Origin of the sequence: Halolactibacillus alkaliphilus (genome assembly GCF_900115465.1) — a bacterium.
GTDB classification, from domain to species: domain Bacteria; phylum Bacillota; class Bacilli; order Bacillales; family Amphibacillaceae; genus Halolactibacillus; species Halolactibacillus alkaliphilus.
Genome location: NZ_FOWN01000002.1, coordinates 64560 through 77083, shown reverse-complemented (window position 1 = coordinate 77083; position 12524 = coordinate 64560). Strand labels below are relative to the sequence as shown.

General features: G+C 39.0%; 15 protein-coding genes. 2 read left to right on the top strand and 13 right to left on the bottom strand.

Going from position 1 to position 12524, the window contains the following annotated elements:
• The first annotated feature begins 61 nt into the window (after nucleotides 1-61).
• Nucleotides 62-271: a DUF1128 family protein gene (locus BM163_RS01540; protein WP_089799511.1), complete on the top strand. Its 210-nt coding sequence runs from the start codon at nucleotides 62-64 to the stop codon at nucleotides 269-271.
• Nucleotides 272-321: 50 nt separating this feature from the next.
• Here BM163_RS01540 and rnc read toward each other — a convergent pair whose 3' ends face one another.
• The 11 genes from rnc to BM163_RS01485 form a co-directional block, all read right to left on the bottom strand.
• A complete protein-coding gene (rnc, locus tag BM163_RS01535) occupies nucleotides 322-1005 on the bottom strand; it encodes a ribonuclease III (RefSeq protein WP_089799509.1) in 684 nt (227 codons plus the stop codon).
• A 95-nt stretch (nucleotides 1006-1100) separates the two neighbouring features.
• A complete protein-coding gene (locus tag BM163_RS01530; RefSeq protein ID WP_089799507.1) occupies nucleotides 1101-1334 on the bottom strand; it encodes an acyl carrier protein in 234 nt (77 codons plus the stop codon).
• 36 nt (nucleotides 1335-1370) lie between these two features.
• Nucleotides 1371-2105: a 3-oxoacyl-[acyl-carrier-protein] reductase gene (gene fabG, locus BM163_RS01525; RefSeq protein ID WP_089799505.1), complete on the bottom strand. Its 735-nt coding sequence runs from the start codon at nucleotides 2103-2105 to the stop codon at nucleotides 1371-1373.
• Nucleotides 2102-3040: an ACP S-malonyltransferase gene (gene fabD / locus BM163_RS01520; protein WP_089799503.1), complete on the bottom strand. Its 939-nt coding sequence runs from the start codon at nucleotides 3038-3040 to the stop codon at nucleotides 2102-2104. Before fabD ends, fabG begins: the two co-directional genes overlap by 4 nt.
• The gene (gene plsX / locus BM163_RS01515) at nucleotides 3037-4041 is read right to left on the bottom strand and encodes a phosphate acyltransferase PlsX (protein WP_089799501.1); all 1005 of its coding nucleotides are present in this window, start codon (nucleotides 4039-4041) and stop codon (nucleotides 3037-3039) included. Before plsX ends, fabD begins: the two co-directional genes overlap by 4 nt.
• A gap of 11 nt (nucleotides 4042-4052) precedes the next feature.
• Nucleotides 4053-4616: a transcription factor FapR gene (gene fapR / locus BM163_RS01510; RefSeq protein WP_089799498.1), complete on the bottom strand. Its 564-nt coding sequence runs from the start codon at nucleotides 4614-4616 to the stop codon at nucleotides 4053-4055.
• A 92-nt stretch (nucleotides 4617-4708) separates the two neighbouring features.
• The gene (gene recG, locus BM163_RS01505; RefSeq protein WP_089799496.1) at nucleotides 4709-6745 is read right to left on the bottom strand and encodes an ATP-dependent DNA helicase RecG; all 2037 of its coding nucleotides are present in this window, start codon (nucleotides 6743-6745) and stop codon (nucleotides 4709-4711) included.
• A 22-nt stretch (nucleotides 6746-6767) separates the two neighbouring features.
• A complete protein-coding gene (gene sdaAA, locus BM163_RS01500; protein WP_089799494.1) occupies nucleotides 6768-7649 on the bottom strand; it encodes an L-serine ammonia-lyase, iron-sulfur-dependent, subunit alpha in 882 nt (293 codons plus the stop codon).
• A gap of 52 nt (nucleotides 7650-7701) precedes the next feature.
• Complete coding sequence (gene sdaAB / locus BM163_RS01495) at nucleotides 7702-8367, bottom strand: L-serine ammonia-lyase, iron-sulfur-dependent subunit beta (protein WP_089799492.1); 666 nt, start codon at nucleotides 8365-8367, stop codon at nucleotides 7702-7704.
• Nucleotides 8368-8460: 93 nt separating this feature from the next.
• Nucleotides 8461-10128, bottom strand: coding sequence for a DAK2 domain-containing protein (fakA, locus tag BM163_RS01490; protein WP_089799490.1), 1668 nt, complete (start codon nucleotides 10126-10128; stop codon nucleotides 8461-8463).
• 36 nt (nucleotides 10129-10164) lie between these two features.
• Nucleotides 10165-10527: an Asp23/Gls24 family envelope stress response protein gene (locus BM163_RS01485; RefSeq protein WP_089799488.1), complete on the bottom strand. Its 363-nt coding sequence runs from the start codon at nucleotides 10525-10527 to the stop codon at nucleotides 10165-10167.
• A 345-nt stretch (nucleotides 10528-10872) separates the two neighbouring features.
• Between BM163_RS01485 and rpmB the strand changes: the two genes are divergently transcribed.
• Nucleotides 10873-11061, top strand: coding sequence for a 50S ribosomal protein L28 (gene rpmB / locus BM163_RS01480; protein WP_089799486.1), 189 nt, complete (start codon nucleotides 10873-10875; stop codon nucleotides 11059-11061).
• Between the two features lie 157 nt (nucleotides 11062-11218).
• Here rpmB and BM163_RS01475 read toward each other — a convergent pair whose 3' ends face one another.
• The gene (locus tag BM163_RS01475) at nucleotides 11219-11857 is read right to left on the bottom strand and encodes a thiamine diphosphokinase (RefSeq protein ID WP_089799484.1); all 639 of its coding nucleotides are present in this window, start codon (nucleotides 11855-11857) and stop codon (nucleotides 11219-11221) included.
• Between the two features lie 8 nt (nucleotides 11858-11865).
• On the bottom strand, nucleotides 11866-12522 hold the full coding sequence (rpe, locus tag BM163_RS01470) for a ribulose-phosphate 3-epimerase (protein WP_089799482.1): 657 nt from the start codon (nucleotides 12520-12522) through the stop codon (nucleotides 11866-11868).
• Nucleotides 12523-12524 lie beyond the last annotated feature (2 nt).

The window sequence follows — 12524 nt, the reverse complement described above, 5'->3', positions numbered from 1 at the left end:
GACTTTATTTTATCATAGATTATAACGAGTTAGAAGATGAGATATAAGGGGGATATATAAAATGACAAACGATGAACATTTAACAGTCTTACTTAACACCTTAAAAGCAAAAATTAATGTGGTAAATGATGGCTTATTTAACCCAGAAGATTTTAATCCAGATAAAGTAAAGGAACTTGAAGAGCTGGTTAACTTTATAAAGATGCGCTCGCACTTATCGTTACAAGAGAACGAAGCGGTTATCGCTGAATTAAAAACATTAAGAAAGTAAACAAACCGCCTAAGCGCTTATCGTGATGATAACCGTTTAGGCGGTTTTGTCTATGTCGTATGCAAATCAAGCGCGCGTTTCGCTGCGCGTTGTTCCGCTTCTTTCTTCGTACGTCCTTGGCCTTTGCCGGATATTTCTTTATTGATTTTAACATGTGCCACAAACTCACGGTCGTGAGCCGGTCCATGTTCTGCAATAATTTCGTATTCAATTTCAGCATGTTTATTTTGTTGGATTAATTCTTGTAATTGACTCTTATAATCCAGCCCATGTAAAAATGCGCCTTCCTTAACTTTGGGATAGACATGCTGTTTTAAAAACGAAACGACTACTTCAAATCCTTGATCTAAATATAGCGCACCAATAAACGCTTCAAATACATCGGCTAAAAGTGCCGGTCGTTTACGACCGCCCGTACGTTCCTCGCCTTTACCTAATAGTACGAACTGATCAAAATGAAGTTCTTTAGCAAACTTAACGAGTGCAGGCTCACATACGATGGATGCTCTTAATTTCGTGAGTTCTCCTTCTGCCTTATTGGGAAATTCACGATATAAATATTGTGAAATACCTAATTCTAAGACAGCATCACCTAAAAATTCCAATCGTTCATTATCTTGATAGATACGGTTTTTATGTTCATTGACATATGATGAATGTGTGAACGCCTGCTCCAAGATTTTCTGATCGTGAAAAAAGATGTTTAACTCTTTTTGTAAATCTTTAAAATTCATTCCTTCACCTCCCATTTTTTCTCCCTATATCTTATCTTTATTTATAGAAAAAAGCAAAGGTCTCGTTTAAAAAAACGAGACCTTTTTGAATATTTTTAAGCTTGACTGTCTATGTAGTTCACAGCATCAGCTACTGTTTGAATGTTTTCTGCTTCTTCATCAGCAATTTCCATATCAAACTCATCTTCAAGTTCCATCACTAATTCTACAACATCTAGTGAATCGGCTTCCAGGTCATCTTTGAATGAAGCTTCAAGTGTCACTTTTTCCTCTTCTACATCTAAACGGTCTACTACGATTTTCTTTACGCGTTCGAAAGTATCTGCCATTGGTCATTCACCCCCTTTCAAAATAGATTGTTCATACTACATATACATACCGCCATCAACAGACAGTGTCTGGCCTGTTATATAGCTCGCTTTTTCTGAAGCTAAAAAATACACAGCTTCAGCCACTTGTTTAGGTTCACCTAATCGCTTCAACGGAATTTGCGACATTAACAACGTTTTTTGTTCCTCCGGTAAATCATCTGTCATATCCGTTGTAATAAAACCAGGCGCGACAGCATTTACTCGAATGTTTTTAGCCGCTAATTCTTTAGCTGCTGTTTTAGTCATACCAATGACACCTGATTTTGCTGCAACATAATTTATTTGCCCCGGGTTACCAGACAATCCTACAACTGAACTAAGATTAATAATTGCGCCACCTTTTTGTTTCATCATTGGACGTGTCACAGCTTTCATCATAAAGAAGACACCTTTTAAATTCGTATCAATGACCGCATCAAAATCCGCTTCTTTCATGCGCATCAATAAGTTATCACGAGTAATACCTGCGTTATTCACAACAACATCAATACGTCCGAATGTATCAATGGTCGTTTTAATCATAGCTTTAACATCATTCTCATCAGCAACGTTAGCCTTCACAACAAGGGCCTTAGCGCCTTTTTTTTCTACTTCTTCTTTTACTTCATTCGCTTTGTCTTCATTACCGTTATAATTGATCACGACTTGGTAACCATTCTCAGCAAATGTCAGAGCTATTTCGCGACCGATACCACGAGATGCGCCAGTAATAAGTGCTACTTTTGTCATTCGGATTCCTCCTTATACCACGTAAGAAAGGCCTGAAGTGAGTCTATATCTTCCACATGAAAGACACGAGCCTTTCGATCAATTTTCTTTACTAGTCCGGATAAAACTTTTTTATTACCAACTTCAACAAAGGCATCGATTTCTTGGCCTAATAATTGTTCTATACTCTCTTGAAAACGCACTTTCGAGTAGAGTTGTTCAATTAACAATGATTTTATTTGTTCAGGTTGTGTCGCTTCTTTTGCTGTCACATTGTGCAAAAGCGGGATGTCGGGCGAACAAATGGCCACATCAGATAAAACCGCTTGAAATTTTTCTGCTTGCGGACGCATAAACGATGAATGAAAAGGTCCACTTACAGGTAATGGAATAACACGCTTTGCACCTGCCATTTTTATTTTTGGTGTGATTGCCTCAATCGCAGCCTTGTCACCAGAAATAACGATTTGACCGGGTGAATTAAGGTTAGCGACTTCCACTTTACCTTCTGTTTCAGCAAGAACCTGTTCAAGTGTCACTTCATCAAGTCCTAAAACAGCACTCATCCCACCTTGTTGCATAGGGTCAGCTTGCTCCATTAAAAGTCCACGTTGATAAACAAGTTTAACCGCTTGTTCAAGCGAAAGACTTCCGCTCGCTACAAGTGCACTATATTCCCCTAGACTATGACCTAATACAGCTACTGGATGAACACCTGCTTTAGTTAATTGCGCTAAGGCAAGACCACTTGATAAGACAAGCGCTGGTTGTGCATGCTTTGTTTCTGTTAATGTTTCGATTGGTCCATCAAACATATAACCTCTTATATCAAAGCCTAGCCAATCATTCGCATTATCAACAGTAGTTTTTGCTTCATCATCGTGTTGATAAAACGCGTGTCCCATACCTAAATCTTGAGATCCTTGTCCTGGAAACATAAAAACGACACGTTTCATTCAGCTGCCTCCTGTTCATTCATTGACTTTACTGTCAGAGCGATGGTATCCGTCACGTTATGTTCAACCATCGTCATCGTCTGCTTAATCGCACTAAAAATTGCACGTGCATTAGATGACCCATGCGCTTTTACAACAGGTGCTTGCAAGCCGAATAATGCTGCTCCACCATACTCAGCATAATCTAATTGATCTTTTAACCCTTTTAAATCTTTTTTTAATACAGCAGCTGCTAGTTTTGTTTTTAAAGATGACATAAATGTCGCTTTAATCATTTTAAACATAGACATCGCCGTGCCCTCTACTGTTTTTAGGGCAATATTTCCACTAAAGCCATCTGTTACGACAACATCACACACACCTAATAACAAATCACGCGCTTCAATATTACCAACAAAATTAATTGGCGCTTCTTTTAATAATAGGAAAGCCTCTTTTGTTAATTCGGTCCCCTTACCTTCTTCTGTTCCAACGTTAAGTAAACCTACACGGGGTTTATTAACGCCTCGAACTTTCTCGGCATAAATAGACCCCATTATACCGTACTGTAGAAGGTGCTTCGGTTTCGCTTCAACATTGGCCCCAACATCTAATAAAACAAAGCCACGTTGGTCAATTGTTGGAAGCGTCGGACTTAGGGCTGGTCTTTCAATCCCCTTGATTCGTCCTACTTGAAAAAGCCCAGCACTCATGAGTGCACCCGTATTACCAGCGGAAATACAAGCATCCGCACGCTTTTCTTTTACTTCATTGGCCATTAAGACAAGTGATGCGTCTTTTTTGCGCCGAACAGCTTTGACAGGCTCATCATCAGCTGTAATAACCGTCGTTGTGTGAATAATGTTAATACGCTCAGATGATGTTAAATAAGGCTTTATTTTTGTTTCATCACCTACGAGTGTAATCGTTAAATTTTCAAATGCCTCAATAGCAAGTAGCGCTCCTTTAACAATTGCTTCAGGAGCATTGTCACCACCCATAGCATCTAATACAATTCGCATAATATTGCCTCCTACTTTTCTTTCTGACGATACATAGTAAACCGCCCTTTAAAAACAGGTTCACTTTCAACAAAACTTTCAACAACCACATGCGTCCGGTTATGCTTTTCTAGTGTTTCCACATGTGCTTTTGCTACGACACGTTCACCTTGTTTCACTTGTCGTGTGAATTTTATTTCAGCCTTTTCCGTTAATGCTAGTTCATCATCAATTACTGCCACTGCAAGCGAATTGGCTTGCGCAAATAAATGGTGACCCCGCGCAATATCATTACGACTGAACACATGATCTTTCGTAATATCTAATATTGAAATGGCACGGTGATCAAGTTCTAAATCAATAATTTCACCAATAACATCATCCAGCGGAAGTGCTTTGACTGTTTCATTCCACTGATCTGTTGCCACTGACTTAATACGCTCTCTCAACTCTGGTATTGAGAGTTCCATCCGATCTAAGCGGATTGTTTGTATACTAACATTAAAAAAATCAGCTAACGCTTCATCTGTAATAAATGGTGTTTCTTCAATCTTACCTTTTAATTTTTCTTGGCGAATTTTCTTCGGCAATCGCATTATTTCACCACCCACATTCGTTCCGTTTCTTCATCCTATGACTAGGTACTAATAGTAATATATATGAGTTTTAAGATTTTTGCAAGCAATAATTAATCAAAACCTTGTTGATAGGCTTTTAAAATCTGTTTTACATGCTCATTTAATCCTTTATATCGCTGATCAGACTCTAATAAGTCTCCGTAAATAATTTCCGTAGCATCCTGTCTCGCTGTCTCAAGTGCTCGGTAATCTTCTACGAGATCCGCTAGTTTAAATTCAGGTAAACCACTTTGTTTTCGGCCAAAGAAATCACCCGGCCCTCTAAGTTTGAGATCATATTCAGCCAGTTCAAAGCCGTTCGTTGTTTCTGTCATAATGCGCATCCGCTCTTTACCTACGTCACCTTTTGGGTCAGCGATTAAAATACAATAACTTTGTTTATCACTTCGTCCTACTCGGCCTCGTAACTGGTGTAATTGTGATAAGCCGAAACGTTCCGCATCATAAATAACCATCACCGTGGCATTTGGTACATTTACTCCTACCTCAATAACTGTTGTCGATACTAACACATCGATCTCATGCGCTGTAAAATGCTTCATGATTGATTCTTTTTCATCATTCATTAAACGCCCGTGTAACAGTCCAAGCGAAACTGCCCCTTGATAATGTGCCTCTAACTTTTGATAGAGGTCAACGGCATTTTGAATGTCCATCTGATCAGATTCTTCAATTAACGGTGTCACAATATAGGCTTGATGCCCTGTTGCTACTTCTTTTCTAATGAAATTTAATATGCGTTCAAGCATGTTTTCCTTTACCCAAAACGTCTCTACTGGTTTTCTCCCAATAGGCATTTCATCAATCATCGAAACATCCATATCACCAAAACTCGTAATTGCTAGTGTTCTTGGAATTGGCGTAGCCGTCATAAACAACACATCTGGGTCCATTCCTTTTTCACGTAATGTTTTTCTTTGATTAACACCAAATCTGTGCTGTTCATCAATCACAACGAATCCCAGCTGATGGAAATTCACTTCATCTTGAATCAAGGCATGTGTTCCAACAATGATATCTATCGTGCCTTCTTTTAACTCGTGAAGAATCTCTCGTCTTTTTTTGCCTTTCACAGAACCAGTCAATAGCGCAATCGATAACCGATTACCAAACAATTGACTTAATCCTTGATAATGTTGCTCTGCCAATATCTCTGTAGGAACCATTAGAGCGCTCTGTGCTCCGGCTGTTTGCGTCAGATAGATGCCAATCGCAGCAACAATCGTTTTACCCGATCCAACATCACCTTGAAGAAGTCGATGCATTCTATATGGTGATGTTAAATCCGTCATTATATGGTCCAGCGCCTTCAGTTGAGCCTTCGTTAACTGAAAGGGCAATTCATTAATGAAGGTCGTCACTTTATCTTTATCCCCTAGCTTCTTTTGGCCGACGGTAACTTGACGATTATATTTTTTTATGGCTTGTAATTTTAGTTGAAAAAGTAATAATTCATCATACACCAGTCGACGTTTTGCTTGTTTTAAGTGCTTAAAACTGGCAGGAAAATGAATATGCCGCAAGGCATATTGACGAGATATCAACTTATATTTTTCTAAATATGTATCTGGTAAAAACTCCGGAATTTGTGATTCATAATCATTCAGCGCTTGACTGATTAGCTTTTTAAATCTATGAGACGGGATAACTTGTCTCAGCAAATAAACGGGTTCAATCGGTTCATCTTCCCCTTTTTCTCCAATAAAGTGATGTTCTGCTATTAGTTGCTGGCGGTATTGGTCCCATTTCCCCGTTACAGTCACTGTTTTGCCAGCTAATAATTGTGACTTTAAAAAGTGACGGTTAAACATAATGACTTTGACAATCACTTGATCAACTTGTAACGGGAATGTTAGACGCGATTTCTTTTTGCCAAAAAAACTAACTAAGCTATCCGCAACAATTGTTCCTTGTATTGTTGCTTTTTGCTCATGAATTAAATCACTTAAAGGTAACACTTGGTGATGTTCGTAGCGTGACGGGAACGTAGACAACAAATCATTCACCGTAAAGATATTTAACGTATTTAGTTTCTCTTCTAACGCTTGCCCAACACCTTTTAATACTGTGACTTTATCGTCTAACATACCCTCACACTCACTTTGTTATTTAATTTGAAAAGATTTCTCGAGCAAGTCTCTTTCCAGTTGGAGTGGCAGCTAAGCCGCCTTCTGCCGTTTCCTTAAAAGCAACCGGCATCCGTTTACCTACTTGGTACATAGCTGAAATAACTTCATCCGTTGGAATAACACTCGTCACACCTGCAAGTGCCATATCAGCGGAGACAATCGCTTGAGAGGCACCTAGTGCATTACGTTTTACACAAGGTACTTCAACCAGTCCTGCGACAGGATCACAAACAAGACCGAGCATATTCTTTAAAGTAATACTAAAGGCATGAGCGGATGCTTCAGGACTGCCACCCGCCATCTCAACAACAGCTGCAGCAGCCATCGCCGAAGCCGAACCCACTTCGGCTTGACAGCCTCCTTGAGCACCGGAAATAAAGGCGTTATTTGCAACAACTAGACCAAAGGCACCTGTTGTAAAAAGAAAACGCACCATATCGTCCCTCGTCGCTTTTAACTGGTCTTTGACCGCAAATAAAACGCCTGGCACACAACCAGCACTTCCAGCTGTAGGTGTGGCACATACCTTTCCCATTGCCGCATTCACTTCATTGGTTGCGACAGCTTTACTCACAGCATCAAGTAGTACTGGACCAGATAAAGGAACATGTTCCTTTAAATACGTGTTAATTTTCACTGCATCCCCACCTGTTAATCCTGTCACTGATTTGACGCCTTTTAATCCGCGCTCAATCGCTTCCTCCATCACATTAAGTTGCTGTTCCATTCGTCCGAAGACGTCTTCTCGTGGCAATTCATAAAGCGCCATTTCTCTTTGTATCATTACCTCAGATAACGGCATGGATTTTTGTTGTGCTATTTCAACTAATTCTTTAACTGTTCTAAATTGATAACTTCCCATATTTATTCATCTCTCTATTCTTGTTTTTATTATCGTACGTTTAGTCTCTTTACTAATCAACTACCTTAGCAAGCCTTAAAATATGTTTGGCCCCTCTTAAAGCTTCCTCTACTTCAGGTTCAATATTTTGATCTAATTCGATTGTCATCAACGCTTCTTTACCTACGTCTTTTCGATTGACCTCCATACGACCAATATTAATTTCAAATCTAGCTAATATTTCCGTTACTGAGGCAATCGCACCAAAACGATCGTTATGCATAACTAGAATGGCTGGATGATTCCCTGATAAATGTAATCTGAAACCATTTAATTCTACAATCTCTACTTTCCCGCCACCAATTGACTGTCCAACAAGCTCTAACGTTTCATGACCATTCATTAATTCGATACGAACAGTATTAGGGTGCGGTACCGCTGAATGGTCTTCAATAAATTCAACGTGAATACCCGCTTCTTTTGCATACGTAAAGGCATCGATAATTCGAGCATCATCCGTATCATAACCTAAAATACCAGCAACAAGCGCAACATCCGTGCCATGCCCTTTATACGTTTTAGCAAATGAGCCATATAAGTGAAAACGGGCATAAGTAATGTCTTGGTCAAACAAAAACTTTGCTGCACGTCCAATTTTTACAGCTCCTGCCGTATGAGAACTGGATGGACCGACCATAACAGGTCCTATAATATCAAAAACCGAGTGAAATTTCGCCATTTTTCTACATCTCTTTTCTATACTGATTAAGTAATACAAAGAAAAGCGCCTCGAAAATTAGCTTCGAAACACTTTTCCTTATTTTTTATAACATTATTCTACTGAGAAAATATATGAATAAATGGGTTGTTGACCATGATGTACTTCAACTTCAAGGTCTTCGAATTGTGTTTCTAAATAATCGACAATCTGATCTGTCAGCTCGTCTGTTGCATCTTCCCCTTGAAGTAGCGTAAAGATTTCATCTTCTTCACCTACAAGGTCTGTAATTAACGCTTTAATTGTTTCAAACTGATCTTTATTTGACGCTTTGATTTTCCCATCAAGCAGTCCCATAAAATGACCGTTTTCGATCGTTAATCCGTCAATTTGCGTATCTCTTACCGCGTAAGTAATCTGACCCGTTTTGACAGCTTTTGCACTCTCAATCATCTGTTGTTGATTGTCTTTTAAGTTCTGATCAGGATTAAATCCTAACAACGCGCTCATTCCTTGCGGAATGGTTTTCGTCGGAACGACAACAACTTCACATTCGGCTAGCTCTGCTGCTTGTTCTGCGGCCATAATAATATTTTTATTATTAGGTAACACAATGACTTTTTTCGCATGCGCTTGTTTGATCGCTTCCGTAATGTCTTTCGTGCTCGGGTTCATCGTTTGTCCACCCTGCATCACAACCGTTGTTCCTAAACTCTTCAGTAATTCAGCGATGCCATCCCCAACAGAAACAGCAACAATGCCATACTCGCTCAGTGGTTTCTCTTCAGCTGGCTTTTTCTCATCACCAACGATGGCACTATGTTGTTCACGCATATTTTCAACTTTGATCATCATAAAGCTACCGAAACGCTGCGCTAAGTTCATCGCCTCGCCTGGATATTCAACATGGACGTGGACACGTACATAATCATCATCCGATACAACAAGCAACGAATCGCCTAAAGCAGATAATTCTTCACGGAAGGTCTCTTCATTATAAGGATGATCCGCTAATTTATCATCTTCAAATTTGACCATGAACTCTGTACAGTACCCAAATTCAATCTCAGATGTATCCATATAATCTTGGTTATGCGATTGGTGATGGTCTGCATTCACTAAGTCACCCATCGCGATAGATTTCACATCTTTTTCTGGTAATGCTTCGCCTTTAAGTGAAGCTAAGAAGGCTTCATAAATAACTACAAGCCCTTTTCCACCACTGTCAACAACGCCTACTTCTTTTAAGACAGGTAATAATTCTGGTGTATTATCAAGTGACACTTTACTTGCTTTCACAATTTCCTCTAAGAAATACTCTAAGTCTTCTGTGGTTTCAGCTAATTCAAGGGCCTTATTCGCTGTATCTTTAGCCACCGTTAAAATCGTTCCCTCTACGGGCTTAATAACGGCTTTATAGGCTGTTTTTACACCGTTTTCTAATCCCTTAGCAAATGTTTTCGTCGTTAAGACATCTAACCCTTCAACACCTTTGCTAAATCCTCTAAATAATTGTGACAAAATAACACCTGAATTACCTCGTGCACCCATTAACAATCCTTTAGCAAAGGATTGTGCCACTTCACTAACATTTGGGTTTGTTAATCTCCCGACTTCTTGAGCACCCGATGTCATTGATAAATTCATGTTTGTCCCTGTATCGCCATCTGGTACTGGAAATACATTTAATGCATCAATCATATCCGCATTATTCGATAAGTGATCCGCACCAACTAACACCATTTCTTGGAGCTTGTCACCTTCTAGTTGTTTTAATACCACTATGAGTTCCTCCCTTAAACCTTACATAAATAGACGTTAGTCAGCTTGAACGCGTACGCCTTGAATATAAATATTGACTGCTTTGATTGGTAAACCTAAAGTTTTATCTAATGTATACTTCACTTGTGATTGCACATTGTGCGCAATTTCTGAGATCTTTGTTCCATAACTCACAATAATGTACATATCAATCGAAATTTCGTCCTCTTGTTGTGTCACCACAACACCTTTAGAAAAGTTTTCTTTTCTTAAAATTTCAGCAATACCATCTTTTAATTGATTTTTTGACGCCATACCAACGATACCATAGCACTCAATAGCAGCACCGCCAGCAACTGTGGCAATGACATCATTGGTAATCGTCACGTGACCGTCTTTTGTTGTTAATTCAATTGTCAATGTGATAACCTCCTATTTTGGATTCAACGTTTTATTATACCGACTTAATTAACGAATGTTTAAAAACATGCATAGCCATTAAACATTTTACAATACTTTTTCACTTTAGAAAAGGATTAAACAAAAGAAAGCGGATAAATCGTCTTTTTTCATTTTTATCTCTGCTTATAACATTGAATGAAAAACCTTACACTGTCAAGTGTTTATCCTTGATTCCTATTGAAAAACGTTGCAATGATACGCTTCGAAAAGAATTTTTTTACTAATATTTAATTGCATTTGTTGTTCAACTATGATAAATTATATGAGTATGAAATGAGATAGTTGTAAGTGGGAGGGATTAATATGAGTCGTAAATGTGTCTTAACAGGACGTAAAACAGTTGCAGGAAATAATCGTTCACACGCGATGAACGCAAACAAACGTAACTGGAAAGCTAATGTTCAAAAAGTACGCATCATGGTAGACGGTAAACCAAAACGTGTTTACGTATCTGCTCGTGCATTAAAATCTGGTAAAGTTGAACGTGTATAATACGTTAAGATGAAATAAAGCGCAGTGACCTATTTTTAGGCCCTGCGCTTTATTTTTATTTTATTTTTTTCTGAAGTGTTGCAAGAACCTTCCAATAAAACGAGGCAGTTTTACGGTAAAAAAGAGCACTCAACTCAACCCTTTCTTTAATTAAGACTTAAAGTTCTTTTGCGCTTATTACCATAAGTATGCCAGACTGAAAAGAAATAGACCCATAAGGTTCAATGAGTTGATTTGAGAGTGAAAGGCTAGACCCTTCGGTCAATACCGCATGCTTAAGCGGATATTTAAAACCCGTCAAACTCACCCCTGTCACTTTAGCTGTCAACGGTAAAAGGGACAGGTAGTCTTCTGATTGACGATATAATGTGTAATGACCAGGCAAATAAAAGCTCACCTTATGGTGAGCGTCTACCATTTTCACTTGGAAGCCTTGCATAGCAAGGCGCTTTAATAGCCCAACATTTACCCACGCGTGATCTAATCGTCCCCCAGTCACACCATAAAAGACCATCTGGTCCCCGGCCTTTAAATCGACAGCTTTTATAGCCAACTCTAAATCTGAATCATCTTTATCACTTGGGTAAACGATGACACTTTTCGCTTCTTGTTTAATTTCCTCTAGGATATCTTCAGACACGGAGTCAAAGTCCCCTATCGCCAAGTCAAGAGCTAGATGTGCCTTTAGGATATAATGACAACCGCGATCACAACCAATCCAAATATCAATCGTTTCTTGCGTTAAATCAGGCAAGAGTACCTCTGGTCCTCCTGCCACAATACCGTAAATTGTCATAATAAACCTTAATCCTGAATGGCAACACGTAAAGCATCGATCGCTTTTTTACGGTCTTCATTATTGAATATAAAACTCCCAGCAACAAAAACATCAATACCTGCTTCTTTACATAATCGTGCGGTTTCAGTGTTGATACCACCGTCTACTTCAAATTCAAGATCTAGCTGCATATCTTTACGCCATTGATCTGCTTGATGAATTTGGTCTAATACACTTGGAATAAAGGATTGACCACCAAAACCTGGATTTACCGTCATGAACAATAACAAATCAAGTTCATGTAAAATCGGGCGAATAAGTTCCACTGGCGTTGCTGGGTTTATGACCAAACCCGCTTTCACTCCTTTTTCCTTAATATGCATAATCGTACGATGTAAGTGCGTACAAGCTTCGTAATGCACAGTAATTATATCTGCGCCACTTGCTGCAAATTGATCAATGTACTGATCAGGATTTTCAATCATCAAGTGGACATCAAGTGGTAAATCCGTCACCGGACGTATCGCTTCAACAATAAGCGGTCCAATAGTAATATTCGGAACAAAGTGTCCGTCCATCACGTCCACATGAATATAATCAGCCCCTGCTTGTTCCACTTCTTTTATTTCGGCGCCTAACTTACTAAAATCTGCTGATAAAATAGATGGTGCTATTTTCGTCATAT

Coding starts and splice junctions, on each gene's coding strand:
- BM163_RS01540 (WP_089799511.1), top strand. CDS start 62: ATGACAAACGATGAACATTTAACAGTCTTACTTAACACCTTAAAAGCA.
- rnc (WP_089799509.1), bottom strand. CDS start 1,005: ATGAATTTTAAAGATTTACAAAAAGAGTTAAACATCTTTTTTCACGAT.
- BM163_RS01530 (WP_089799507.1), bottom strand. CDS start 1,334: ATGGCAGATACTTTCGAACGCGTAAAGAAAATCGTAGTAGACCGTTTA.
- fabG (WP_089799505.1), bottom strand. CDS start 2,105: ATGACAAAAGTAGCACTTATTACTGGCGCATCTCGTGGTATCGGTCGC.
- fabD (WP_089799503.1), bottom strand. CDS start 3,040: ATGAAACGTGTCGTTTTTATGTTTCCAGGACAAGGATCTCAAGATTTA.
- plsX (WP_089799501.1), bottom strand. CDS start 4,041: ATGCGAATTGTATTAGATGCTATGGGTGGTGACAATGCTCCTGAAGCA.
- fapR (WP_089799498.1), bottom strand. CDS start 4,616: ATGCGATTGCCGAAGAAAATTCGCCAAGAAAAATTAAAAGGTAAGATT.
- recG (WP_089799496.1), bottom strand. CDS start 6,745: ATGTTAGACGATAAAGTCACAGTATTAAAAGGTGTTGGGCAAGCGTTA.
- sdaAA (WP_089799494.1), bottom strand. CDS start 7,649: ATGGGAAGTTATCAATTTAGAACAGTTAAAGAATTAGTTGAAATAGCA.
- sdaAB (WP_089799492.1), bottom strand. CDS start 8,367: ATGGCGAAATTTCACTCGGTTTTTGATATTATAGGACCTGTTATGGTC.
- rpmB (WP_089799486.1), top strand. CDS start 10,873: ATGAGTCGTAAATGTGTCTTAACAGGACGTAAAACAGTTGCAGGAAAT.
- BM163_RS01475 (WP_089799484.1), bottom strand. CDS start 11,857: ATGACAATTTACGGTATTGTGGCAGGAGGACCAGAGGTACTCTTGCCT.
- rpe (WP_089799482.1), bottom strand. CDS start 12,522: ATGACGAAAATAGCACCATCTATTTTATCAGCAGATTTTAGTAAGTTA.